Raw genomic sequence first — 24,664 nt, 5'->3', positions numbered from 1 at the left:
CATGGGGGTTCCCCCTGCTTCGGGACCGGTCTCAGTCGGTCCCGAAGTCAGAGCAGGAGGAGAAAAGAGAAATGCGAGACCGCATCAGCAAGGGGCTGCTCACCGCCGCGGCGGCGTCGGGCGTGCTGGCCATCGGCGGTGGCTACGCCATCGCGGTGGAGAGCGAAGGGGTGGCCGCCGGATCACCGGGAGTGCTGTCGGGCAACAGTGTTCAGGTACCCATCGAGGTCCCTGTCAACGTCTGCGGCAACACCGCGGATGTCGTCGGGGCGGGCAATCCCGCTTTCGGCAACGCCTGTGCCAACGCGTCGGGCGCCGCGAGACACGCGGCCCCGCACGGGGCCCCGGCGCATGCCCAGCACCCGGCCCCCGGGCACGGCGACGACCGTACGCCGCCGGGCGCCCACGCCCCCGTACGGGATTCCCACGAGGCGCAGGGTCCGCACGGCCAGTCCGGTCCGGGCGCCTCGCACGGTCTGCACGGCTCGCACGGCTCGTACGGCAAGCCCTCCGGCTCCAGTGCCAGTGCCATCGCGAAGGGGTCGCCGGGCGTCGGCTCGGGCAACGTCCTTCAGGCGCCCCTCGACCTCCCGGTGAACGCCTGCGGCAACTCGGCCGATCTGGTCGGTGTCCTCAACCCGGCCTTCGGCAACGGCTGCGCCAACAACCCGCCGCTGGCGGCCCACGGGGGCCCACAGATCCCCGGCGGGCATGAGGGCCCTGGTTCCCACGAGGGGCCCGGCGCCCACGAAGGTCCTGGCGCGCATGAGGGGGGTCCCGGCACCCATGAGAACCCCGGTGCGCATGAGGGCCCCGGCGTCGAGGTGACGCCGCTGAACCCCGGGACGCCCGGCACTCCCGAAGCCCCGGGAACACCCGGGACGCCTGGCACACCCGAGGCATCCACGCCCCCCGACGGCCGGACCACCGGACCCGGCGGACCCGGCGGACCCGGCGTGACCCGGACCACCCCGAACGCGGGCACCCCCGCCGGGTACCCGGGCGCGGGCGCCTCCTCCGGCACCGCCATGCTCGCGTCCACCGGCAGCGACACCGGACTGTTCGCCATGGCGGCGATCAGCGCGAGCCTGCTGCTCGGAGGCGGGATCCTCTACCGGCGCGGCACCGCCGCCCGACGCTGATCCGAGAAGCGCCCTCCGGCCGGGAGAATCACGGGGATTCTCCCGGCCGAGGCGTTTCCAAAGGGAATTGACGATCCGAATCGGACGAGCAGAACTGACGGACCGTCCGAGCAGCACTCAGGAGAGCCGCGATTTCCCGGCTGTTGTCGGTTCCGGTGAGCGGTCCGCCCCGGACGCCTGCCGCTGCCGGACCGTACCGAGCGATCCGCCCACCGGGCCGCCGACCGCTCCCCCGCCTGCTCCGCCCCGGGCCCCGAGCCGCCGCCGTACGCCCGCCACCAGCCGCTCCGCCGTGTAGGCCGCTCCGTACACGAACCGCATCGACGGGCCGAACGACGGCGCGCTCAGCAGCCCGGCCAGGAAGAGCCCCGGATGCGAGGACTCGAAGACCGGGCTCGCCTCGGGCGCGCTGCTGGGACGGACCGTGGCGAGGGTGGCCCGCAGACCGGAGTCGAGCACACCGAGCCGTTCGAGCCCCGGGGTGAATCCGGTGGCCGCGATCACATGGTCCGTCTCGACGACCCGTACCCGGCCCGCGGTGGAGACCAGTTCGAGCCGTACGCGCCCGCCGTCCACCGGGTCCGCGTTCGCCACGCTCTCGCCGAGACCCGTTTCCACCACGGGCTCGAAGCGCTCCCGCAGCCACCACGCGCCCGCCGGGCCGAGTGCCGAGGTGAAGACGCGTGCCCGGGTCGCGGCGGGCAGCCGGCGGAAGAGGCCGGGCGACTCCGCGTACAGCCAGTTCTTCCAGCCGCAGCCCAGCCCGGTGTGCGGCTGACGGACCGTCTCCCTGAAGGGGCGGCTCAGGGGCGGCGGCAGGGTGTTCCAGTTCAACTGCCCCGACCGGGCCACCACCCTGACGGACGTGCCCTGTTCGGCGAGGAGCGCCGCGGTCTCCAGGGCCGCCTGGCCCGCGCCGATGACGGTCACGTCCCGCCCTTTGAAGCGCGTGAGATCCGCGTGGTGGCTGCTGTGCGAGACCTGCTCGCGGGGCAGCCCGAGCAGCGGCCCGGGGATGTCGATGAACGGCATCACGCCGATCGCGAGCGCCACCGTACGGGCGAGGACGTTCTCGCCGTCCTCGGTGGAGAGCCGGAATCCGCCGGGGCAGGGCCGTACGGACGCGATCATCCGCTCGTCGACCGGCGGGGCCGCGTGCTTCGCGAACCAGAGTCCGTACGAGGCGAAGAAGCCGACCGGCAGCGGAACGCCGTGCCGGACCTCCATCCCCTGCGTCGCCGCGTAGTCGGCGAGTCCGAAGGCGCCCACCGGGTCGGAGAGATTCGACGCCCAGGGTTCGGATTTGAGGAACATCCCGGGCGGCATATGGTCCCGCCAGGAGGCCATCGGCCTGCCGAACACGCGCAGATCGAGTCCGGCCGCCGCGGCGTGCGCGGCGACGGAGAGTCCATAGGGGCCTGCGCCCACCACTGCCAGGTCGTGCATCATGTGTCCCGCTCTCTGTGCCGGGGTCGGTAGCCGGGGTCGGCCGGAGTGGTCTGTGTCGGAGTGGTCAGTCGGGTCTGTCAGTCGGGTCGGTCGGTCAGATCGCTCAGGCGGTCTGCCGAAGCGATGGCCGGGCCGGTCCGACGGTCCGGTCGGTCCGTCGTGGGAATCGGCGGGTACGGTCCGCCGCGCCGCGTCCGTCGGTCATCCGGACCGGTGCGGGACCGCGGCGCCGGGGGCCGTGCCGTCCGGGCTGCGCCCCCGCGGCGCGCGGATCACCGGGCTCGTCCGCGGCAGGACCGGCTCGGGCCGGCCCGCCTCGCCCGTACGCCGGCCGCCCGTCGCGCGCCCGAGCGCCCGCTCCAGGCCGCGCCCGAGGCCGCGCTGTCCCCGCCGTACCGCGTGCAGTCCCCAGGCGACGGCCATGGCATACGCGGGTGACGGGTCGTCCGGCGCGAACCACGCCGTCTCCACGGACCCCGTCCTGCGGGGTCCGTCCGCACGGCCGGAGGGCAGGACGGTGAGCGCGGACAGCAGCGCGTAGTTCTCCACCATGAACGTCCTGCCGTGCGCGGCGGCCTGGGCCGGTACGGGCCTGCCGGTCAGGTCGAGATGGAGCGCCCGTACGACATCGGTGCCCGCCCGGTCCGTGAAGAGCCGGAACTGCGCGCCGGGCCGGGGGTTGAAGTCCAGCAGGTGGTAGTCGCCGGTCGTGGTGTGACGGCGGAAGTCGAGATCGAGGATCCCCCGGTAGCCGAGTGCGGCGATCATCTGACGGGCCGTCCGCTCGACCGCCGGATTGGGCAGCCAGGTGCCCACCGCGGTCAGGCCCGCCCCGGCCGGCCAGGACCGCTCCTTGCGTCCCGCGGCCCCGACCAGGCACTCGCCGCCGTCCCCGCTGTATCCGTGGAAGAACCAGTCGAGGCCCCGGCCGTGCGGCAGGAACTCCTGGAGCAGCAGCCGACTGCCCGCCTCGGCGCTCCGCCCGTACAGTTCGCCGGCCTCGCGCGCGGAGCGTACGAGCTGCGTGCTGCGCAGCCCGCCCGCCTCCGGAAGCAGCCACGGTCGGCTCCACTTCGCCACCACGGGCAGCCCCAGCGTCCGCGCGGCCGTCGCCGCCTCCGCCGTGCAGCCGGGGATCACCGTTCGCGGGTGGGGAATCCCGAGATCTGCGCAGATCTCCACCAGCTCCGCCTTGTCCGCGACCCGTTCGGGCAGTCCTGACGGTTGCTCAGGCAGCAGATAGCGGCCGGTCAGACAGGTCTGGAGGCGTCCCACGGCGATCGCGCTCAGATCGTCCATGGGAATGAGCACCGCCGGGGTGCGGAGCCGGTCCGAGACATCGAGCAGCAGTCGCTGAATCTCCGCCAGATCCCGGCAGCCGTCGGGCCGTGGATGCGTATGGCGCAGATATCGGGAGTGCCCCACGGGGCCACGCGCCGCCTCGACCACCGCGTGCACCTCGATCCCGGCCCGGCCGAGGGACCGGACGGCGCCCAGCGTCCCGTGGTGGAAAGGGTTCTGGTCGAGCCTCAGCAGTACGGCGGGAACGCGGGTGTCCAAGCTCGCCACGGTGGTGTGTCCTTCAATTCGATGGCCCAATGCGATGGCCCAAGCGGGGGATGAAACGCACGGACGGACTACTGGAGTGCCAGACCGGGTTCCCATTCGGCTTATTAGAAATACTTTTGAGCGAGCGTGACCATCCGTGGCCGCGGAAGTGGTTCCGACTCGCAAGGAGCGCATATATGTTCCAACGACCCCGTCGCAGAAGGCTGACGGTCACTTGCCTGGGTGTGGTCACGGCCGCCCTCCTTTCCTCGGGCGCGGCACCGGCCGATCCTGACGGAGCGCCAGATCCTGACCGTACGTCGGGCGGACACAGACCGCCGCAGGCACCCTCGCCCGCGATGGGCGCCTATCTCGACTACGGCCGCAAAGGAATCGAGCGCATTCCCGCCCTCAAGAACTGGCTCGGCGGTGCGGATGTCCGCGTCGGGCACACCTATCTCCCCGGGGACGTGTGGTCCAACATCGAGGGCGCCCCGGACTTCATGGAGCACTGGGCCGAGTGGCGAAAGGCCCGGGACGACCGGCTGTTCGTACTCAACGTTCCCATGCTGGAGCGCAACGAGGGCCGCATCCAGGACTCGGTCGTCCGCCGTGAGCTGTACAAAGGCGCGGCAGGCCAGTACGACGAGCACTTCAGCACCCTGGCGCGACGGCTGGTCGGTCTCGGTGTGCCCGATACGGTGATCGTGCTGGGCTGGGAGATGAACGGAGCCATGTACACCCATCGCTGCGGGCCCGCCCCGACGGCGTGGAAAATGTACTGGCGCCGCATCGTCACCGTCATGCGCGCCGTTCCGGGCCAGAAATTCCGGTTCGATTTCGCACCCAACCGCGGCCGCGACGACATTCCCTGGACCTCGTGTTATCCGGGCGACGACTTCGTCGACATCATCGGCATGGATTCGTACGACCAGCCGCCCGGCCGGACCTTCCGGGAACAGGTCGAGGAACCCTACGGACTCCAGGACCAGGTGGACTTCGCCGCCGCGCATGGAAAGGTGATCTCCTATCCGGAGTGGGGTCTCTTCCGCAATGGTGACAACCCCGAATACATGAGGGGCATGCTCCGGTGGTTCGACACGTACAAGCCGCTCTACAACACCGTCACCGACTACTGCCCGCACGGCGTATGGCAGTGCGACCAGAATCCCGAATCGTCGAAGGTGTACCGGTCCATGCTCTACGGCCGCGGGCCGGAACCGGCGCCGACACCCGCGCCGACACCCAGTCCGGCACCCACACCCACTCCGACGCCGCCTCCGGGGCCCACGCAGGCACCGGCACAGCCTCCGGCGCCCGCGCCCGGCCGGCCCGCCTGCACACCGATGGATCTCGGCCCGTGGATCGAGAAATGGCTCGGCGGGAAGGTCTGCCTTCCCCTGGAGTGGTGGCGGCGGCTGGGCTCCTGAAACACGGCGGTCTCATTCCTTGCGCAGCCGCTTGACCAGCGCGGCGGCCCGTCCCCGGGCCGCCGCGCGCCCGGTCAGCAGCCGCAGCGACGGCTCCAGATACGTCCGGCACAGCAGATAGCGCCGATTGTGGACGGTCTCCGGGCGCCAGTGGTGCTTGTACGGCTCGTTGCCGCGCAGCATGCTCAGCACGGTGCGCCCGCTCCCGCCGATCCAGCGCGCCCCGCTCCGCAGCAGCATCGTCGCCACATCGACCTTCCTGGCGCGGAGCACCGGATCGGCCCCGTACAGATAGCCGCCCGCGAGCTGCCCGGACATCAGGGTCAGATCGGCGGCCACCACCTCACCGCCGAGCAGGAACTCGGTGACCCGCGCGTCCCCGCAGCCGGCCATCGCGCCGACCGCGCGGGTGAGGTGGTCCGCGAACCGGGCGGAGAGATGCTCGGGGGTGACCCCGCGGCCCTGCCACTGGCGCCGGTGCAGTTCCAGCAGCCGCGCGACCGCGACGGGGATCTCGCCCTCCGGCACCACCCGTTCCTCGATCCCGAGCGAGTCCAGCTTGCGCAGCTTCGCGCGGAAGCGCTGGGCGCGTGACGAGGCGAGCCTGCCGAGCAGCTCGTCCATGGGGACGGCGGGCAGTTCCAGACAGAGCGAGTCGGCGAGTTGCCGGCGCGGCCCGTTCCAGCAGGAGTAGAGCCGCTCGGCCGCGGCTCCCGGCCGTACCTCGCGCAGATCGATCACCGCCGTACGCGCGACGCTCCTGAGGGCTCTGGCCAGCGCGGACGCGGCGGCGTCGGGGCAGCCGTCGTCGAGCAGGACGTCGGAGAAGTCGGAGATGGTCCCGCCGAGCGGTACGAGGACCGGGACCGGGCGGTGGACGAGCATCAGCGGCGCCGCCGCGACGAGCCGCCCCGCCCGGCGTACGAGCACGATGCGCAGCCGTCCCGGTGTGCCGTACGACTGCCACCAGGAGTGCAGCCAGGCGTGGCTCTGGAAGGGCGTGGCGGTACGGGACCGGCGGTGCAGCTCCTGCCAGGCGGGCCCCAGCGCGCCGAAGCGGCCGATGTCCCGGCACAGCTCGGTGGTGAAGACCGAGCCGGAGACGGACGAGGCGGCGGGCGCGGAGGGGGAGGTGGAGATCGGCGGGGCGGAGGCCGCGGGTGGTGACTTGGGCGGCACAAGGGATGCGGGGGACGTTGGGGCCGGCCTGGCCGGTACGTTGGCCGGCTTGACCGGCCCCGCGGGCTTGACGGACTTGGCCCGGTTGGCCTGCTTGGCCGGCCCAGGGGACGCGGGGGGTACGGAGGGGCCCGGGCGGGCCGCGATCGGGGACATGGCCGCTGCGGGCCTCGACTCGGCTGCCATCAGACCGTCTCCGTCCGTGACTTGGACTGCGCCTTGGACTGTGTCTTGGACTTGGGCTGTGGCTGGGGCTGCGGCTCGGGCGCCGCCGCCGGGGCCGGCACGGTCGCGTGCACCTGCTGCCCGGTCCGCCGCCCCGGCCGTACCAGCAGCCCGAGCCCGCCGAGCAGCCCGCCCGCCCCGGCACCCACCAGGGCCGCCAGCGGCGCGGACGCCGAGACCGGACTCATCGGCGCGACCGCCCGCGAGAACTGGATGACCCGTACGTTCGTACTGCTCTGCAAATGCGCGCCGTTGACGACCAGCGAGCGCGTCACCCCGTCCGCCATGTCCACCGCGGTCGACGCGTCCGGCGAGGTCGCCGTCACCGAGATCATCGGCGCGTCCGGCGAAGTCGTGGTCCGCACGCTCTCCTTGAGGGTCCGCGGCGACACCCCGGCCCAGACCGGCGCGTCCCCGAGCAGTGCCACATGCGAGGCGATCCGCCCGTACGCCGTCGCGAACCCGAGCGCCGCCGCCGGGTCCGCCTTCTCGGTCGGTACGACGAGGACATAGCTGGTGGCGGAGTACTCGGGGGTGCGGAGCAGCCCGTACGCGCCCCCGGCCAGCGCCCCTGCCAGCGCCGCCGCCGGCACGATCCCCCAGGCCGGCAGCGCCTTCAGCCTCGCCGCCACCGGGCTGCGCCTCGCGGCCCGGCGCGGCGGCGGACTCGACTGGTGCGACTGGTTCATGAGCAACTCGCTTCTCGGGTGGGGGCCGTACCTCGGACGGCGTGCTCGTACACCGCCATCAACTGGTCGGCGCTGTGAGAGATGTCGTAGTGGCGCGCTGCCCGGGGCACCGGCAGCCGTTGGGGCGGGGCGTCCTCGAACCGTCTTAGCTCGGCGGCCAGTTCGGGTACGGAGCCGCTGATCTGCCGTGCTCCCGGGGCGTCTTCGGCAGGCAGGTCGTGGAGGGCCGGGCAGGTGACATGGAGCACCGGCAGCCCGGCGGCGAGAGCCTCGACGACGGCGAGCCCGAAGGCCTCGTCGTAGGAGGTGGAGACGAAGACGTCCATGGCGGCGAGCAGGGAAGGCAGATCGGGGCCCGGGGACTTGCCCTGGTCCGGGGCCCCGCCGGTTCCGGACCGCGGCGGGTCCTCGCACGCCCCGTGCAGCAGCACCCGTCCGGCCGCCCCCTGTTCCGCCGCGAGCCCCCGCAGCCGCTCCCGCTCCGGCCCGTCGCCGACCAGGAGCAGCCGGGCGCGCGGGAGTTCGGCGACGGCCCGTACGAGCGCGTCGAAGCGCTTGCTGCCGGTGAGCCGGCCGACACCGCCCACCACAAAGGCGTCCTGCGGCAGCCCGAGCCGGCTCCGGGCGGCGCGGCGGGCGTCCTCGTCGTACGCGAAGCGCCCCACGTCGATGCCGTTGGGTACGACATGGATACGGTCGCGGCGCACGCCCCAGCGCTCCAGGCGGCGGGCGACGGTGGCGGAGACCGCGACCGTCGCGGTGCCGAGGCGTTCGCCCGCGAGATAGAGCGAGCGAGCGCTGGTGGAGAGCTGTCTGCCCTCGATCTGGACGGCGCCCAGGGAGTGTTCGGTGGCCACGATGGTCCGTACGCCCGCGAGCCGCGCGGCGAACCGCCCGTACAGACAGGCCCGGTAGAGATGCGTGTGCACCACGTCGTACCGCCCCTGTTTGACCAGTTTGGTCAGCCGGGGCAGCGCGCCGAGGTCCTTGTTGCCGGCCATGGCGAGGTCCGTGACGGGCACGCCGTCGGCGACGATGCCCTCGGCGACCGGGCCGGGGTTGGTCAGGGTGATGACCTCGCTGTCGGTCGGCAGTCTGCGGAGCAGGAGCCGGAGCTGCTGCTCGGCGCCGCCGATGCCGAGCCCGGTGATGATGTGCAGCACCCTCACCGGCCCGTCCCTCCGCGAGGTCCGGCCAGTGCGCCGGCGTATGCCGCGTAGTCCGCCGCCGGGACGGGTTCGCGGCGCCAGCGGTGCAGTCCGCGTTTGAGGCGCAGCCGCGGTCCGTTGTCCTTCTCGCCGACATGGACCCGGGGCAGCGCGAACATCCCGGTCAGCGGCCCGGGGCTGATGGCGCAGGCGTACGCGTAACCGGCGGCCCGTACGGCACCGATCACCCGGGTGTCGACCGCGCCGTACGGATAGCAGAAGCCGCTCACCTCCGCGCCGGTGAGGGTACGGAGGATCTCCCTGCTCCGGAGGGTCTCGGCGGCGAGCAGGTCGTCGTCGGCCCGGGTGAGATCGGTGTGGTGCAGGCCGTGCGAGCCGATCTCCATGCCGGCCGCGGCGGCGGCGCGGATGCCGGGCCCGGTGAGGAGGGGCTTGCTGGGGCCGGGCCTGTCCCACTCGTTCGTACCGCCGAGCCGGCCGGGCAGGACGAAGACCGTGGCGGTGAACCCGTGCTTCCTGAGCAGCGGTACGGCATGGTCCAGGAAGTCCGTGTACCCGTCGTCGAAGGTCAGCCCGACGAGTCCGGCGCCGCGGCCCTCGGCGCGTGCGCGCAGCAGCCGCTCCATGCCGACGCCGGTCAGTCCGCGCCGGCGCAGCCAGCCGAGCTGCCGTTCGAGACGGGCCGGGGAGACCGTCACCTGGTAGGGGTCGTCGGCGGTGTCGGCGACGGAGTGGTACATGGCTGTCCACAAGGGGCCTGGGGACTCCGTGTCAGCGGGCATGTGCGAGCTTTCGTGTGAGGGGGCGGACAAGAACGCGGGTGAGGGTGCGCAGGACGGTGTCGGTCCCGGGCGCCCCGAGGGCGCGCGCGATGACGAGGAACACCGCGGTGACGGCCGCGCAGGCCGCCGCGGTGCCCAGGACGGGCGAGGGGATCAGGACCGCGCAGAGCCAGCCGGAGCCGGTGGCCGCGGCGGCCGCGGAGCTGAGCTTGAGCAGTCCGCCGGCGACGGCCCGGAGGGCGATGGGCACGCTGTGGCGGCCGACGCCGTGCAGCATCAGGGCGGCGGTGAGGGTGATGCCGAGGGCGTTGGCCGCGGCGATGCCGAGCACGCCCCAGACCCGTACCAGCAGCGCGCCCGCGCCGGTGGTCAGCGCGAGGCCGGTGAGCATGGCGAGGGCGGGGAACCAGAGGGGGCGCGCGGCGGAGAAGTAGCAGCGCACCAGTGCCCCGACAAGGGTGTGGCCGAGCAGTCCGAGCGCGTACACCCGCATCACGGCGGCGGTCGCGGCCGTGTCGGCGGGGTCGAACGCGCCGCGCTGGAACAGCACTTCGATGAGTTGCGGCGCACAGGCGATGACGGTGGCGGCGCCGACGAGGACGACCGTCCCGGCCAGCGCGAGATCGCGCTCGACCCGGCGGCGGGCCCGGCCGGTCTCGCCCGCCGCCATGGCGCGGGCGACCACCGGGAAGGTGACCGTGCACAGCATCATGGAGAGGGTCATCGGGATCTGCGCGACCTTCTGCGCGTAGTTGAGATGCGAGATCGCGCCGGGGGGCAGCGGTGCGGCCAGGAACCGTTCGATGAGGACCTGCGACTGTCTGCTGAGCGCGAAGACGATCACGGGCGCGAGCAGCGCGAGTGCGACGGCCGGTCCGCTCCGCGTGACTTTCGGCCCGCCGCCGGCCGGTACCTGACGCTCCATCAGCTTCCGCCAGAGCGAAGGCACTTGGATCAGCACCATCAGCACCCCGCCGAGCGCGACCCCGGCGGCGGCGGCCCGTACCCCCCACCGGCCCCCGGCCGCCAGCATGGTCGCGATGATCCCGGCGTTGTAGACGACGTAGATCACCGCGGGCGCCACAAAGCTGCCGTGCGCGCGCAGCGCGGCGCTGCAGTATCCGGCCATGCCGAAGGTCAGGGCGCAGGTGGCGGTGAGCCGGGTGCAGTCGACGGCCAGCCCCGGTTCGGGCAGCCCCGGCGCGAGCACCGCCACCACCCACGGCGCGGCGGCGATCAGCAGCGCGGCGCCCGCGCTGAGGGCGAGGAAGAGCCGGGGCAGGGTCGTACGGAGCAGCAGCCGTACGGGATCCTGCCCGGGCGGTGCGGATCCGGCGGCCCTGCGGGCCAGGGCCAGGCTGAAGGCCGGTACGAGGATCAGGGCCATGGCGTCCTCGATGAGGAGCGTGGCGGCCACCTCGGGCACGGTCCAGGCGACGAGAAAGGCGTCGGTGTCGGGGCCCGCGCCGTAGAGATGGGCGATGGTCTGGTCGCGTACCAGACCGAGCAGGGCACCGACGGCGGTCAGCAGGGCGGTGAGGAAGGCGGCCCTGGCCAGGAACCCCCCGGAGGAGGAAGCACCGCGGTCACCCCGGTCCCCTCCGGCCTGCCGGGGCACCGTGGGCGGGCGTGGCGACTGACTCGTACCGGTCACGCGGCGGCAGCCCCGCTCCCGGTCTCGCGGCCCCGCCCCGGCCCGGGCCGGCCGGGGTCCGGGCTCAGCGCCCACCACGCGGCCAGCCCGAACATCACGGCCATCAGTACGGTGGACGGGCCGCCGATGTCCGCGTAACCGAAGTCCACCAACTGCCAGACCAGCAGCCCGGCCACGACGAACGCGCAGCCGCTGCCGCCGCGTCCGTGCCGCGGCAGCCGTCTCAGCGCGAGGACGAGCAGCGCGGCCCAGCTTCCGGCCAGCGCCATGATCCCCAGCAGCCCCTGCTCGCTGAGCACCAGCAGATACATGTTGTGCGGCGAGAGCAGCGGCTGGCGCTGGAAGCCGAGCCCGGCGCCCGCGGTGTCACTGGCGGCTGAGAGCCCCAGCGACGCGTGGCTGTCGCGGTGCGCGGGGAAGCCCTTCAGCCCAACGCCGGTGACCGGCCGCTCCCGCCACATGTCGGTGGCCGCGGCCCACATCGTGTACCGGTCGGCGACCGACTGGTCGGGCGCTTCGGTGACCCGGGTGATGCTGCTGAGGCGCTCGCTGATCATCTGCGAGCCGATCCCGAGCCCGCCGACGAGGACGATCCCGAGCGCCCCCGCGGCCAGTACGACCGTCGCGGCCCTGCGCGGCCCGGAGATGACGAGTTGGAGCAGGACCGCGACGGCGGTGGCGATCCAGGCACCCCGGCTGAAGGACAGCGCGAGGGGTACGAGCAGCAGCCCGGCACAGACGAGTGCGACGGTACGGCGCCGGGGGCCCGGCCCGCGTACCGGAGCCAGCGCGTACCCGACGCAGATGACCAGTCCGTACGCGACGACCGTGGCCATGCCCATCACATCGGTGGGCCCGAAGGTGCCGACGGCACGGATGTTCTCGCCCATGTACGAGGCGCCGGTGCCGGTCAGATACTGCGTCACCCCGATCGAGCCCTCCACCAGCGCGAGCGCCACGACCGCCCCCGCGACCAGCCGGAAGTCCCGCCGGTCACGGATCAGCAGCAGCAGCGCGGCCGGTACGAGCACGAAGATCTGCAGATAGCGTGCCACCCCGGGAAGCGCCGCCGGAGGATCGCCGGAGGTCAGCGCGGCGACGGTCACGCCCAGCACCGGAAGTCCCAGCACCAGCGCGGCGGTACGGGTCAGCGGCCGGGCCCGCTCGCGTGCCAGCCGTACGAGGCAGTACGCGACGAGCAGCGCCGAGGCCGCGTCGGCCACGCTGCCCGTACCGGCGGAGCCGTCCCCGGCGGGAGCCGCCGGTACGGCCACCAGCGCGACGACCGCCACGGCGGGCAGCACCGGCGCCGACCGGCGCAGCGCGCCCCGCCACCGGTCCGCCGCGCCGCCCGCCGCCCGGCCGTCCTGGTGCGGGCGGCGGGCGGCGGGCAGCAGGGCCGCGGCGGTGTCGGCGGTCATCAGCTTCCCGCCGGACGGACCAGGGAGACGGCGGTCCGCAGCAGGATGCAGACGTCCTGCCAGAGCGACCAGTGGTCGATGTAGTGGTTGTCGAAACGGGACCGGTCCTCGATGGAGGTGTCCCCGCGCAGCCCGTGGACCTGCGCCAGTCCTGTGATGCCGACGGGCATCCGGTGCCTGGTCGCGTAACCGGGGTGGGTCTTGCTGAAGTTGGCGACGAAGAAGGGGCGTTCGGGCCGGGGCCCGACCAGGCTCATGTCGCCGCGCAGGACGTTCCAGAGCTGCGGCAGTTCGTCGAGGGAGGTACGGCGCAGAAAGCCGCCCACCGGGCTCATCCGCAGATCGTTGGCGATGTTCCAGCGGGTGGCCGCCTCATGGTCGTCGGCCGGGCGCAGCGTACGGAACTTGAGCAGGGTGAACGGGCGGCCGTTCTGGCCGACACGCTCCTGGCGGAACAGCACGTCGGGGCCGTCGCCGAACCGTACGGCGAGCGCGCAGATCAGCAGCACCGGGGAGATGGCCAGCAGCGCGGGCGCGGTGATCACCACATCCAGCAGGCGCTTGGCGACCGTACCGGGGCGGCGCGCGGCGGGCGGCTCCACCCGGCGCCAGGCGTACCCCCACAGGTGCTGGGCCATGCCGGGGGCCGGGGCGCCGGTGTCCCAGGGGCCGGGGCCGAGAAACGAGGTGGCGCAGCCGTACTCGTGGAACAGCGCGATGAGCGCCGTCCGGTCCGTACGGTCGCGGGAGCCGGGGAAACCGGAGTCGGGAAAACCGGGCTCGTGGAAAGCCGCGTCCGGGAAGCCGGGTTCGGGGAAGCCGGCGGATTCCGCACCGGGGACACCCGAGCCGATGAACAGCGCCTCCCGCACACCGTTCTGGATGACGGCCCGGTGGATCTCCTCGGCCGAGGTCAGCACCGGCAGCGCCGGAGCGTCCGTGCCTCCGCCGCCGCGCCCGCCGTCGCCCGGCGGCGCGACGATCCCGACAGGCCGCAGCCCGTACTCCGGATGCTGTCCGAGCAGCGCGGCCAGCCGCCGCGCCGCCATGCCCGTACCGACGACCAGCGCGGACCGCAGCCGGTTCCGCGCCACCGCCCGCCGCCGTGCATGGACCAGCGAACGGCCGCAGCAGGCCAGGACGAGTTGTACGGCGGCGCCGCCGAGCAGCGCCGCGGCACTCAGCGTACGGGCGGGCGGGAACGCGGCGAGCACGGCCGCGGCGGCGCACCACGACGCGGCGACACGGGCGGCCAGCGCGGGCAGTTGGTCGAGCGCCGACGGTACGACACCGGGCCGGTAGAACCCGCCGAGCGCGTTCAGCACGGTCACACAGACGACGAGCTGCACGGCCAGGACCGCCTCCCGCTCCTCGTCACTGAGCACGGCGGTGGACAGTACGGCGGCGAGCGCGTCCGCCAGGAGCAGCGGCAGGCCGAAGCCCAGCGGGCCGCGGGTGCGGCGGCGCGACGGCAGTGCCACGCGGTCGGGGGCGTCCCGGGGCGGCGCGATCGGGACACGCGCGAGGCGCTGTCCCGTGGCCCTCGCGGGCCCGGACGGTGGGGGAACGCTGGTGCTTTCCGTGGTCACTGGGCGATCGGCTCTCTGTGCTCGGGGCGCGGCACGGCGGCCACTTGGCGGTACACGTCCGCGATGGCCCGCGCGGTCTGCCGCACGTCATAGGTGCTGAGTACGTGCTGCCGGCCCTGGCGGCCGATGGTTTCGCGCAGCGGCCCGTCCCGGAGCAGGGTGCTCACGGCGGCGGCCAGCGCGGGCGGGTCCTCGGGCGGGGTGAGGCAGAGGTTCTCGCGGCCGGGCGGCAGGCTCTCCCGCGCGCCGTCCACATCGCTGAGGACGACGGGCCTGCCGCTGGCCATGGCCTCCAGCGGGGCCACCGCCATGCCCTCCCAACGGGACGGCAGGACAACGAGATCGGCCGCGCGGTACCAGGGCGCGGTGTCCGCCACGGCCCCGGCGAAGAGCACCGAGGGCGGGGCGATGGCGCGCAGGACGTCGGCGTCGGGACCGTCCCCGACGAGTACGAGCCGCGCCTGCGGCATCTGCCGTACGACCGGCCGCCAGGCCCGCAGGAGGATGTCCTGCCCCTTCTGCCTGCACAGCCGTCCGACGCAGACCACCAGCGGAGTGGTCGGCTCCAGGGTGGCGAGCAGCGGGAGGGAGGCACGGGCGGCGGCGCGACCGGCGGCGGTGTTCGTGAGGGGGGTGCGTGTGAGGGTGGTGGTGCCCGACCCGGTGTCGGTGCCGGTCGGGCCGCTGCCCGTACGGGTGCCCGGGCCGGTCGGGATGCTGTCGGTGCCGGCCGGGGTGTCGTACACGCCCGCGAACCGGCCGGTGTCCACGCCGTTGTGGACGACGGACCAGGAGGCGCGAATCCCGGCGCGCTCGCCGGTGAGCCGTTCGGCCTCGCTCACGCACACGACCCGGTCGGTCCACCGGACCGCCCACCGCTCCCAGTGCCGCGCCAGCCGGCCCGTCACTCCCCCGACCGCCTCGAACGACCAGGCGTGCGGCTGGAAGACCGTCGGCACCCGGCCCCGGACGGCGAGCCGCCCCGCGAGGCCGGCCTTGGCGCTGTGGGCGTGGACCAGATCCGGGCGGATCAGCCCGACCAGCCGCTCGACCTGCCGTACCTCGTCCAGCAGTCCGCGCCCCGGGGCACGTGTCGCGTGCCAGACATGGACCTCGGCGCCCTGGCGTGCCGCCTCCTCGGCGAGCGCGCCTTCGGCGGGGCAGGCGACAACGGCCCGGACTCCGGCACTCCGCTGTGCGCCGACCAGATCGAGAACCACCCGGGCCACTCCGCCGTCGACCGGCTGAACGAGATGGAGTGCTGTGAAGCCGGTCCCTGGAAGGTGCCGTTGTGCCCGCACGCGCAACTCTTTCCACTCGTCGCTACTACAGCTATAGCTACAGAAATGCAATCTCTTGAACGGACTCGAAGCGCTTGTACATCAACTGCTCACTGAATTACGCATAAGCCGGTCCGCCTCGAAAGAACGAAGCAAAGACCGAAACAAGAAGGCACCTTTACAGAGCGCGGAGTGAAAATCACGTCAGACGCGCTGAAACGGGCTGAACGTACAAGACGACTTCGGGAACCGGCGCCGTATTGCACGTCCCGGTAGCAGACCGCGGCCAACTCCTGGGGGAGCGTCACTCATTCGGGTGCGCAACCGATGGCCGCCCCTGGCGTTGATGCATAAGTCGGGCAGTCGCGCCCGGCATCTATGCCATCTCATTACGACCGAGGAGCGCTTCTCACATGTCGCGTATCGCCAAGGCTGTTGTTCTCTCCACCGCGGCGGCCGCCGCTGTCGCCGGTACCTCCGGCGTCGCCTTCGCCGACGCCGACGCGAAGGCCGCGGCCGTCGGCTCCCCGGGCGTTCTGTCCGGCAACGTCGTCCAGATCCCGATTCACATCCCCGTGAACCTCTGTGGCAACACCATCGACATCATCGGGCTGCTGAACCCGACGTTCGGCAACACCTGCTTCAACGTCTGACCTTATTCGCCTCGTCGATGACGTGACGCGGAAGAGCCGCTCGTCCCTTCCAGGGCTGAGCGGCTCTTCTGTTGCCCGTTTCCGGGCCGTTTCCGGCACGCCGGAGAATCGTTACTCAGAACGGGACAGGGCCGCGCGGAAAACCTTCAAGAGGCTTGCGCGGAAAGAGAGTTGCCCGAGTTGCCCTGTCGTCCGAGAACTGAACTCCGAAAGAAGGATTCCCCCATGAAGCCCAAGAAGATCGCCGCGGTCATCGCCGGTTCCGTTCTGGCCCTGGGCGCCGCGTCCCCGGCCTTCGCCGCCGAGAACCTCACCCCGTCCAGCCTCAATGGCGCCCTGGACACCGTCGCCCGCGACGGTCTGCGCGACGGAAAGCCGCTCCACACCAACGCGCTGGACACGGAGAACGAGGGCTCCGTCATCAACGCGGTGAAGAAGACCACGGACAAGCTGAACAACAAGCAGGCGAAGAAGCAGTCCGGAAGCAAGAAGCAGGGCGGCAAGAAGCAGGGCGGCGGCAAGCAGACCGGCACCAAGCAGGCCAGTGGCAAGGAGCAGGGCCTCGGCAAGCTGCTGGGCGGGCTGTCGCTCGGCAAGTGACCCCCGTAACCGCCGGTACGGAGCGGGAGGGAGCGGGCGGTCCGGGTCCTCGCGGACCCGGACTCCGCGGCGTCGTACGAGGGGCGGTACGAGGGCGGTGGTACGAGGGGTGCGGTACGGGGCGGGGTCAGCCGGGCAGGTCGGTCAGCCCGTCCAGAAGTCCCACCAGCGGATCAGGATCAGCATCCCGATCACCCCGGTCCACAGCACGGGCGGCACCCAGTGGAATTCGCTCAGCGCCCCGCGCACCCCGGCGGGAGCGGGCAGAATCCGGTGCTCGACATTGTGGACGGTGACGTAACAGAACATCACGATGGTGGCGACCCAGGCCAGAGAGCACCACAGGCACAGCGAGTTGATCTCGTACAGCGACTGGTACTGGAGCCAGGTGCAGAATCCGACACCGAACAGCGTGCCCGCGTTCAACCCCAGCCAGAACCAGCGCCGATAACGCGCACCCGCGAGCACCCCGGCGCCAATCCCCATCACCACGGCGTACGCCACAAGCCCCAGCATCGGATTGGGAAAGCCGAAGGCCGACGCCTGCTCGCTCTTCATGATGTTGCCGCAGGACACCACCGGGTTGAGGCTGCATGCCGGAGTGAAGTCCGGGTCCTCAAGCAGTTTGAACTTGTCGAGCGTGATCACCCAGGCCGCCAGCAGTCCGGCGGCGCCCGTGATCAGCAACAGCAGCGCGAACCCGCGGCTGCCGCCCACTTCCGCCGTACCGCCGCCGACGGCGTCTTTCCCGAGGTCCTCGGTCTGCTCGGATTTCCAGGTTCTCCCGGCTTCCGCGGTCTTTCCGGCGGGCGTGGTCCGGGCCCAAGTCGTTGCCATGACGCTCCGATTCGTTCGCTTCGTATGCCTCGCCTCGCGCGCCGCGCCTCAGCCGCGCAGACTGCTGACCGGCACCAGACAGTGCGCCGCGCCGGCGAGCATGCCGACGTCGCCGGCAAAGGCGCGCAGCCGCTCCTCGGTCATCGGCCGCCCCGGCGTACCGTCCGGCCAGGGGCGGGTCGCCACCATGAAATAGACCTGCCGGGTCCGCCGCGCGTCCTCTTCCCACTCCGGCGGAACCGGGCACTGCGAGGTCAGATACGGCATGGTCAGCACCGCCTGCCCCGCCTCCACCAGCAGTTTGACCGGCACCTGGGGCGTCTGCGCGACATCGACCAGTTCACCACCGGGATTCAGCCCGATCTCCTGGAGGACCGCGCGCATGGCCTCCTCACCGGCCGCCGGACCGCCCCGGCCGTCACCGAGTGAATAGGCAAGCAGAAAAGGCGCGTTGCGCTCGCCTTCGGAAGGATCGCTGGTCCAGGGAATCACCGAGAGGGTGCCCAGAAGAGGGGCGTACCGCATACGGCCCGACGCGGTGTTGGAAGAGGTCATGCTTCGGCACAGTAGTGGCCCCCGGAGAAATTCAGTGAGCCCATGTCACCCGAGTGGGGGAATTCCCCGGCCCCTTCCCGCCGTCGATTCCTCAATTTCGTTCTCCAGTACGAGACTTATCCATGTCTCCGCCGTGCGAAGGAACTTGGGAAGGCATCTGAGAGTGAGTCCGGGAAAACGGGGGCTGTGGGGTGCTGCCGTGCGCGTTCGCCGAGGGGCACGGGCCACCCCCGGTACGGTGTATCCGTGGCCATGCACGGTAGCGCGGGGCCGCCGCTCAGGGTCCCGGTGGGCCATGACGCCCGGCGGTGGAGCACCTTCCCCGGCGAGAAGACCCTGGTCGTGGCCGTTCGTACGGTCACCTCGACCGTGCGGGTCCTGGAGATCCTGCCGGCCCTGCTGCGCGGCGACGACCGGATCACCGTGGTCTTCGCCCATGACCCGACCTCCGCCTTCAATGACGGAGTCCTCGATCTGCTGCACGAGTCGGGGTGCCGGGTCATGCCCTGGGCCCAGTTGGGCAGCATCACCCCGGATCTGATCGTCTCCGCCAGCGAGAACGTCGAGGTGCCGGGGGCGGGGCTGCCGGGAGCCGGTGTGCCGGGTCTCGGCGTGCCCGGTGCCGGTGTGCCCGGTCTCGGAGTGCCCAACTGGGGTGTGCCGGGCGAGGGCTGTCCCGTACTCGTCCTGCCGCACGGGGTCGGCTTCCAGAAGCTCGTGCCCGACTCCCGCTCCTCGCGGACCCGGCTGTCCGGTGTGGTGCCGGACGCGCTGCTGGAGGCGGGCCGCGCCTGGCTCGCCATCTCGCATCCGGACCAGGAGGAGCAGCTCCTCACCACCCATCCCAAGGCCGCTGGCCACACCCTGCTGGTGGGGGACCCGGTGTTCGACCGACTGGCCGGCAGCCTGCCGCTGGCCGGTTCGTACCGCCGCGCACTGGACGTCGAGGACGGGCGGCGGCTGGTGGTGCTCAGCTCCACCTGGGGCCCGACCTCCCTGATCGGCCGCGATCCGGAGCTTCCGGCGCGGCTGCTCGCGTCCTTGCCGTACGACGAATACCGGGTCGCGGCGATCGTCCACCCCAATGTCTGGTCGGGGCACGGCGCCTGGCAGCTCCATACGCTCCTGGCGGCCGCACTCGACTCGGGCCTGCTGCTGATGCCGCCGGTCGGCGCCTGGCAGTCGGCGCTGGTGGCGGCGGACGCCGTGGTGGGCGACCACGGTTCGGTGACGCTGTACGGTGCGGCGCTGGACAAGCCCGTACTGCTCGCCGCGTTCGGCAGCGACGCCGTGCCGGGGACGGCGATCGCGCGGCTCGGCCGGACCGCGCCCCGGCTCGATCCACGCGGGGATCTGCGCGGGCAGATCGAGTCGGCCGTACGGACGCACCGCCCCGGGCGGTACGCCGAGATCGCGGCCGGGGCCTTCGCGGATACGGGGCAGGCGCTGGCCAGGCTGCGTACCGCGCTGTACCGCCTGATGGGGCTGGCCGAGCCGGACTCCGCCCCGCCGCCTCCCCTGCTGACGCTGCCCCGCCCCGATCCGCCCGCCGCGGCCGTCACGTCCTGGACGGTGGCCACCGAGGCCGACGCGGAGGACGGCCGCTGGACCGTGACCGTACGCCGTCACCCCGCGGCGGCCTGCGAGGACAGCCGCACAGGACCTGAGGAGACTGCCGGGTCGTTCGTACATCTCGCGTGCGACGAGGAGGAACGGGACCGGCGGCTGAGCGAGAGCGCCTCGGTGCTGGTCCGCGAGCGCACGGCGCCGACCGCGGTGGGCGCGCTGCGCTGGATCGGGGAGACGCTCGGCCGGTTTCCCGGCAGCCGTCTGGCCGCGGTGGCGCTGGGCGGGGGCGGAGGCGGCTTTCTGGTGGGGCTGCGCGACGGGCGGACCGTCGAGGCGACGGCGACCGGCGACGGCGTCCCGGTGGGCCTGCCCGCGGCGGTCGTCTACACGTGCCTGCGCGCGGGGATCGCGATGGACGACATCATCGTGACGCTCAGGGTCGGCGGGGTGCGGGAGGAGGATGTGGCGCTGCGCTTCCGTACCTCCCGGCCGCGCGGTCCGGCGTACTGAGACCGTCCGGCGTACTGGGTCCACTGTGCTGAGAGCGCGCTGAAGGCGCTGAAGGCGCTGTACGGAGGGACCGTACTGAGGGCGCGGCCTTGCCGCGCCTCCTGGCCCGTCATCGCGCTCCGGACCCGGGCAGCTCCCGGAGACGGTCGAGGCGCTCGCGCAGGGTGTCGGCCTCCGGGCTGCCACCGTCCGCGTAGATCTCGTACGCCCTGGTGAGCTGCTCCCGTACGGCCGCCAGGCCCTGGTCCGTGCGTGCGCCGCCCGTCCGCTCGGTGAGGTCCGCGAGCCGGACCAGGGCCTGTGCCTCGTAGTGGCTGGCGTTCTGCTTGCGCAGGGTCCGGGCCGCCTCGCCCAGGGCGCGCTTCGCCTCGTCCGTCTCGCCGAGATGCTCGTGGGCGGCGCCGATCGCGGCCATGGCCCGGGCCGCCATCCGCCGGTCGGCGCGGTCCATCAGGTCCTTGTACGCCGTGCTCAGGGTCTCCAGGGCGGTGGTGTGGTCGCCCCTGGCGTCCTGGGCGCAGCCGAGGAAATAGGTGACGATGGCGACGCCACGCCATTCGCGGGCCTCGATGTTGAGTTCGATGGACCGGCGGTAGGCGTCCATGGCCCGGTCGGGGTCGAAGCGGTCCCAGTACCGGCCGAAGAACTCCTGCACCGACGCGCCCAGCGCGGCATGTCCGGCGGCGTCGGCGCAGGCGACCGCGGTCTCCAGCTCCGTACGCGCCGTGTCGTACTCGCCGAGGTCCATCAGCGGCCGGGAGAGCAGACTGCGCAGGCGCGCCTCGGCGGCGGGGACGACGGCTTCGGCGGCCGAGGCGGCTCCCAGTTCCAGGGACTCCTTCCAGTCGCCGAGGTGCCTGCGGTGCAGGAAGAGAACCGTGAAGGCCTCGGACAGCGGCCAGACCAGCGTATGGAGGCCGTGGCGGGAGGCCTGGCGGAGGACGGCGAGGATATTGGCGCGCTCGGCGTCCAGCCATTCCAGCGGAGGAGGACCGTTCTCCGCGGTGAAGGGGTCGGAGGCGCCGCTCAGCAGCTCGGGCAGATCGGCGATCCGCAGCCGGTCGGCGCGTACGGCCCGGTCGGCGAGTGCGGTGAGCGCGAGGTAGTGGGTGGCGACCCGGGCCGTCAATTCCCGCTGCTCCTGCGCTGGTTGCTCCTCGGTGGCGCGCTCGCGGGCATGCAGGCGTACGAGATCGTGAAAGCGGAACCTGCCGTCGGGCGTCCGGTCCAGGAGGCTGGACTCCTGAAGCGTGCCGAGGAGCGACTCGGCGGCCGGTGTGCCGATGCCTGCGGCGACCGCGGCCGTCCCGGCGTCGAACGACCGCCCGGGGAGCCATCCCAGCAGCCGGTAGAGGCGGGCCGCGTCGGGCGGCAGATCACGGTAGGCGAGTCCCAGGACCGCGGACACGGAGTGCTCCCCTCGTCCTCGTAGAGACATGCCCGCCAGCCGGCGGGTCTCATCGGCGAGTTCCTCGGCCAGCCCGCTCATGGTGAGACCGGAGTCGGTCACCAGCCGTGCCGCCACCACATGCAGCGCCTTCGGCAGTCCCGCGCACAACTCGACGAGCCGCTCGGCCGCGGCCCGCTCGGCGGCGACGGCCCGCTCGCCGCAGCGGTCGGCCAGGATCCCCAGTCCGCTGCGCAGGTCGAGCGGTTCGAGAGGCAGCAGCCGCGCGCCGTCCATGGCCAGTTCCCCGAGCCTGCCGCTGCCGGTGACGAGCAGCGCGCTGCCCGGCCCCTTGGGGACCAGGACACTGACCTGCGCGGGCTGGTTCACATCGTCCAGTACGACCAGGATCCGCCGCTCCGCGGACTTGCTACGGAACAGCTCGACCCGGCCGGCGAGTGACTGCGGGATATAGGCGTCGTCCACCCCGAGCGCCGTCAGGCACTGCCGCACCGCCGCGGAGACATCACCGCCCGAACGGCCGCGCAGCGCGGCGAAGTCGACATAGATCTGCCCGTCGGGAAACCGCTCACGCGCCTTCTCCGCCCAGCGCTGCGCGAGCGCGGTCTTCCCGATCCCCGGCAGCCCGGTCAGCACCCCGAACCCGACCCGGGAGGAGCCGCTCCCGGGGGCGCCGAGGCGGTCGTCCAGTAAGGACAGATCCGCGGACCGGTTGATGAACTCGAAGGTCAGGGGCGGCACTTGATCCGGCGCGGAGCCGGGCCCGTGGGCCGGCGGCGCCTGGACATTGAAGGTGATGCCGCCATGGATCTGCTGAGCCTGGACAACCGGCCCGTACACCGTCCCGGACAGGTCATTCCTGGAACCGTCGCCCATCACACCGCCCCCGCGCGCAGAAGTCCTGGTCCTGCCGTTTGCCACATCACATGCAACCGTAGAGGACACAGCCGAGGTCGTCGCCGAAGTCCGCTGATGCGGCGGGCACTCGATATGGAGTGGAGCGAGGGCGGCTGCGCGAGGCAGAGTGGGACGGTGAGCGAACTGTGGGCACATTCCCTGACGTGGGCAGATGTGGATCCGGCTCGGCATCCGTTCGAGATGGACGACGCTGCGGCGGAGGAGTTGGCGGGCCTTGTCGCGCCCTTGCTGCCCAGCCTCGAAGTCGCTCGCGAGGATCTCTGGCGTTCGTTGGATCGCATCACGCATTACCTGGCAGACCGGTACGGCCGATGGGCCTGCGGATGGAACTGGTCGGTCGGCGAGGGTGACGTCGACGGGGGCGTCGTCGAGGTGTGGTGCTGTTCGTCCGACTCTGTGACGACCCCGGATGCGACTGCCCCACTGGTTGTTGAGGCCCTTCGGGAATGGCGTGGCTGGCTGGAGGAACTGGCGGAGCGGTTCGCGGCCCTGGCTCCACCCGAGAACACGGTGGTGTCTTCGGTGGACCCCTGGTACTGGGAGCGGGCGTGCACGCGCTTGGTCACCGTCGTCGCTGACCGCACCCAGGCCGAAAGCGGCTGGTACGGGCACTGCATGCAGGTCCTCCGATGGTTCCTCGCCTACAACGGCATGGACGAGGGCCAGGCGCGGGAGATCGTCAAGAACGCGGTCGGCGGGCGGTTCGGCAGTTGGATCGCACCTGACGTTCCGGTGGTCGACGCGGTGAGCTCGCGGTTCGCCGGAGGCGTGGGCGGAATCGGATGACTTCCCGGCCCGGCCGACCGGCAGACAGCCTCTCCGACTGGCTGCTCATCCGGACGGAGATCTCCTGGCCATCCTGGCGCGGCGGCGCATGCCCGGCCTCTGGTGCGGCGGCCCGTGACTGCTTCCAGCATTTCTTCGTGGCAACGCGGGGCGAACGTGACAGCGAGGGAACCACGCGCGTCATGACCGCCCTCGACTTGGCCTTCGCCGACGCGGAGCAGGGCGGGCCGCTGACGCTTGCCCTCATGGCGAAGTGGCAGCGGACCGTGCTGGGCCACGACGTTGTGGGCACCCGCACGATGCCGGCCTTCGCGAAGGGCGGACGGGAGCGCTACGGCCTCGCCCCCGACACCTGGGCGCGATTCGAGCACTGTCTGTCCGAGAGCGCTCAACCGGACCCGCCCCTCCCCTCACGCGCCGCCCGGGCCTACCTCGACACCCTGTTCTTCCACCCGTTCGAGGACGGCAACGCCCGCGCGGCCATGCTGGCGCTGGCATTCGTCCTGGCCCGCGAACGCGTCTTCCTCGACCAGGTGCACCCGCTCCAGACCACCCGCTGGGCCGACGACGCCGAAGGCGCGGCCGATCTGGCGGTGCTGCTCGGAACCCTGATCACCGCTGCGGAGCGGCGTCTGTCCCACGGGAGGCAGCCATGAACGAACGGGACGTCCTGCTCAACGAACTCGCACAGGGGCTGCGCCCGATGTCAGAGGGCATCGAATGGTTCGACGGTCTCGGCCGGGAGGAACAGTCCGAGGTGATGCTGCACCTGCGCCATCACTGCGTCCAGGCGCGCGCTGTCGCCGAGGACGCGCAGGAGGCCATCCACCGTGCCGGACTGCGCCTGACGCATACGCCCGCGGTGCTGATCTCACGAGGCCGGATCGACGAACAACTGGGAAAGATCGCCGGGCTCACTCCTCTCGACGAACGCCGCAAGGCGTTCAGACTGCTGATCGCGCTGCTCACGATCGCCGACACGCGGCGCCGCGAGCGCTTCTGCTCCGACGGCTGCGGTCACTGGTGGCACAGACTGTCGGTCGACTGACAATCCCCATCGCCCTCTGAGGGCCATTCCCCCGCAGCAACGGCCACAGGCCGGAGCATGCCTGTTCGGCGTGCATCCGCGTCCACAGACCGGCTTCGGCCGGCCCGTCAGTGAGCCGGAGGGCCTGTACGTCTCCGCTGCCTTCATCGGACGTGATTGTCCAGCCAGGCGGGAGCGGAACCTCAAGGCTCAGGCGGTCAGATGAGGCCGAGCTGTTCTCCGG

21 protein-coding genes are annotated in these 24,664 nt (G+C 72.1%); 8 read left to right on the top strand and 13 right to left on the bottom strand.

Going from position 1 to position 24,664, the window contains the following annotated elements:
* Nucleotides 1-71 precede the first annotated feature (71 nt).
* Nucleotides 72-1,142, top strand: a complete 1,071-nt coding sequence (locus tag KQY30_RS21525; RefSeq protein WP_217308245.1) for a chaplin — start codon at nt 72-74, stop codon at nt 1,140-1,142.
* A gap of 117 nt (nt 1,143-1,259) precedes the next feature.
* On the opposite strand, the gene KQY30_RS21520 is transcribed toward KQY30_RS21525, so the two are convergent.
* A complete protein-coding gene (locus KQY30_RS21520; RefSeq protein ID WP_217311219.1) occupies nt 1,260-2,588 on the bottom strand; it encodes an NAD(P)-binding domain-containing protein in 1,329 nt (442 codons plus the stop codon).
* A 204-nt stretch (nt 2,589-2,792) separates the two neighbouring features.
* The gene (locus tag KQY30_RS21515; protein ID WP_217308244.1) at nt 2,793-4,160 is read right to left on the bottom strand and encodes an ATP-grasp domain-containing protein; all 1,368 of its coding nucleotides are present in this window, start codon (nt 4,158-4,160) and stop codon (nt 2,793-2,795) included.
* A gap of 176 nt (nt 4,161-4,336) precedes the next feature.
* Here KQY30_RS21515 and KQY30_RS21510 point away from each other — a divergent pair, with 176 nt between their 5' ends.
* Nucleotides 4,337-5,569, top strand: coding sequence for a glycoside hydrolase family 26 protein (locus KQY30_RS21510; protein WP_217308243.1), 1,233 nt, complete (start codon nt 4,337-4,339; stop codon nt 5,567-5,569).
* A gap of 12 nt (nt 5,570-5,581) precedes the next feature.
* Here KQY30_RS21510 and KQY30_RS21505 read toward each other — a convergent pair whose 3' ends face one another.
* Genes KQY30_RS21505 through KQY30_RS21470 form a run of 8 tightly spaced genes read right to left on the bottom strand, consistent with a single transcriptional unit; the run spans nt 5,582 to nt 15,578 of the window.
* Nucleotides 5,582-6,934 carry a GNAT family N-acetyltransferase gene (locus tag KQY30_RS21505; protein ID WP_254407263.1) on the bottom strand — a complete coding sequence of 451 codons (1,353 nt, stop codon included), beginning with the start codon at nt 6,932-6,934 and terminating at the stop codon, nt 5,582-5,584.
* Complete coding sequence (locus tag KQY30_RS21500; protein WP_254407262.1) at nt 6,934-7,662, bottom strand: lipopolysaccharide biosynthesis protein; 729 nt, start codon at nt 7,660-7,662, stop codon at nt 6,934-6,936. The genes KQY30_RS21505 and KQY30_RS21500 overlap by 1 nt, the downstream gene beginning before the upstream one ends.
* Complete coding sequence (locus KQY30_RS21495; RefSeq protein ID WP_217308242.1) at nt 7,659-8,831, bottom strand: glycosyltransferase; 1,173 nt, start codon at nt 8,829-8,831, stop codon at nt 7,659-7,661. Before KQY30_RS21495 ends, KQY30_RS21500 begins: the two co-directional genes overlap by 4 nt.
* A complete protein-coding gene (locus tag KQY30_RS21490) occupies nt 8,828-9,613 on the bottom strand; it encodes a polysaccharide deacetylase family protein (protein WP_217308241.1) in 786 nt (261 codons plus the stop codon). The genes KQY30_RS21495 and KQY30_RS21490 overlap by 4 nt, the downstream gene beginning before the upstream one ends.
* Entirely contained in the window at nt 9,603-11,231 is a 1,629-nt protein-coding gene (murJ, locus tag KQY30_RS21485; protein WP_254407645.1) for a murein biosynthesis integral membrane protein MurJ, read from the bottom strand. The genes KQY30_RS21490 and murJ overlap by 11 nt, the downstream gene beginning before the upstream one ends.
* Nucleotides 11,232-11,263: 32 nt before the next feature.
* On the bottom strand, nt 11,264-12,688 hold the full coding sequence (locus KQY30_RS21480; RefSeq protein WP_217308239.1) for an O-antigen ligase: 1,425 nt from the start codon (nt 12,686-12,688) through the stop codon (nt 11,264-11,266).
* Complete coding sequence (locus KQY30_RS21475) at nt 12,688-14,277, bottom strand: sugar transferase (RefSeq protein WP_217308238.1); 1,590 nt, start codon at nt 14,275-14,277, stop codon at nt 12,688-12,690. Before KQY30_RS21475 ends, KQY30_RS21480 begins: the two co-directional genes overlap by 1 nt.
* On the bottom strand, nt 14,274-15,578 hold the full coding sequence (locus tag KQY30_RS21470; protein WP_254407261.1) for a glycosyltransferase: 1,305 nt from the start codon (nt 15,576-15,578) through the stop codon (nt 14,274-14,276). The genes KQY30_RS21475 and KQY30_RS21470 overlap by 4 nt, the downstream gene beginning before the upstream one ends.
* Nucleotides 15,579-15,970: 392 nt before the next feature.
* On the opposite strand from KQY30_RS21470, the gene KQY30_RS21465 reads away from it, so the two are divergent.
* Together KQY30_RS21465 and KQY30_RS36615 are read left to right on the top strand one after the other, a co-directional pair.
* Complete coding sequence (locus KQY30_RS21465) at nt 15,971-16,210, top strand: chaplin (RefSeq protein WP_217308237.1); 240 nt, start codon at nt 15,971-15,973, stop codon at nt 16,208-16,210.
* Between the two features lie 225 nt (nt 16,211-16,435).
* Nucleotides 16,436-16,810: a hypothetical protein gene (locus tag KQY30_RS36615; protein ID WP_254407260.1), complete on the top strand. Its 375-nt coding sequence runs from the start codon at nt 16,436-16,438 to the stop codon at nt 16,808-16,810.
* Between the two features lie 144 nt (nt 16,811-16,954).
* Here the strand turns inward: KQY30_RS36615 and KQY30_RS21455 are convergent, their stop codons facing one another.
* Together KQY30_RS21455 and KQY30_RS21450 are read right to left on the bottom strand one after the other, a co-directional pair.
* A complete protein-coding gene (locus tag KQY30_RS21455; protein ID WP_217308236.1) occupies nt 16,955-17,647 on the bottom strand; it encodes a vitamin K epoxide reductase family protein in 693 nt (230 codons plus the stop codon).
* 48 nt (nt 17,648-17,695) lie between these two features.
* Nucleotides 17,696-18,202: a DUF5949 family protein gene (locus KQY30_RS21450; RefSeq protein WP_217308235.1), complete on the bottom strand. Its 507-nt coding sequence runs from the start codon at nt 18,200-18,202 to the stop codon at nt 17,696-17,698.
* A 252-nt stretch (nt 18,203-18,454) separates the two neighbouring features.
* On the opposite strand from KQY30_RS21450, the gene KQY30_RS21445 reads away from it, so the two are divergent.
* Nucleotides 18,455-20,281, top strand: coding sequence for a hypothetical protein (locus tag KQY30_RS21445; RefSeq protein WP_217311216.1), 1,827 nt, complete (start codon nt 18,455-18,457; stop codon nt 20,279-20,281).
* 109 nt (nt 20,282-20,390) lie between these two features.
* On the opposite strand, the gene KQY30_RS21440 is transcribed toward KQY30_RS21445, so the two are convergent.
* Nucleotides 20,391-22,565 (bottom strand): ATP-binding protein, encoded by a 2,175-nt coding sequence (locus KQY30_RS21440; RefSeq protein ID WP_217308234.1) that lies wholly within the window; start codon nt 22,563-22,565, stop codon nt 20,391-20,393.
* A 156-nt stretch (nt 22,566-22,721) separates the two neighbouring features.
* Between KQY30_RS21440 and KQY30_RS21435 the strand changes: the two genes are divergently transcribed.
* The 3 genes from KQY30_RS21435 to KQY30_RS21425 all read left to right on the top strand — a co-directional run bounded on the left by KQY30_RS21435 (nt 22,722) and on the right by KQY30_RS21425 (nt 24,441).
* Complete coding sequence (locus KQY30_RS21435) at nt 22,722-23,393, top strand: hypothetical protein (RefSeq protein WP_254407259.1); 672 nt, start codon at nt 22,722-22,724, stop codon at nt 23,391-23,393.
* Nucleotides 23,394-23,575: 182 nt separating this feature from the next.
* A complete protein-coding gene (locus KQY30_RS21430) occupies nt 23,576-24,049 on the top strand; it encodes a Fic family protein (protein WP_217308233.1) in 474 nt (157 codons plus the stop codon).
* Nucleotides 24,046-24,441: a DUF5958 family protein gene (locus KQY30_RS21425; protein WP_217308232.1), complete on the top strand. Its 396-nt coding sequence runs from the start codon at nt 24,046-24,048 to the stop codon at nt 24,439-24,441. The genes KQY30_RS21430 and KQY30_RS21425 overlap by 4 nt, the downstream gene beginning before the upstream one ends.
* Nucleotides 24,442-24,664 lie beyond the last annotated feature (223 nt).

Source organism: Streptomyces sp. GMY02 (assembly GCF_019056675.1).
GTDB lineage: Bacteria > Actinomycetota > Actinomycetes > Streptomycetales > Streptomycetaceae > Streptomyces > Streptomyces odonnellii.
Note: the sequence above shows the minus strand (reverse complement) of the source record. Positions and strands in the feature narration are given on the sequence as shown.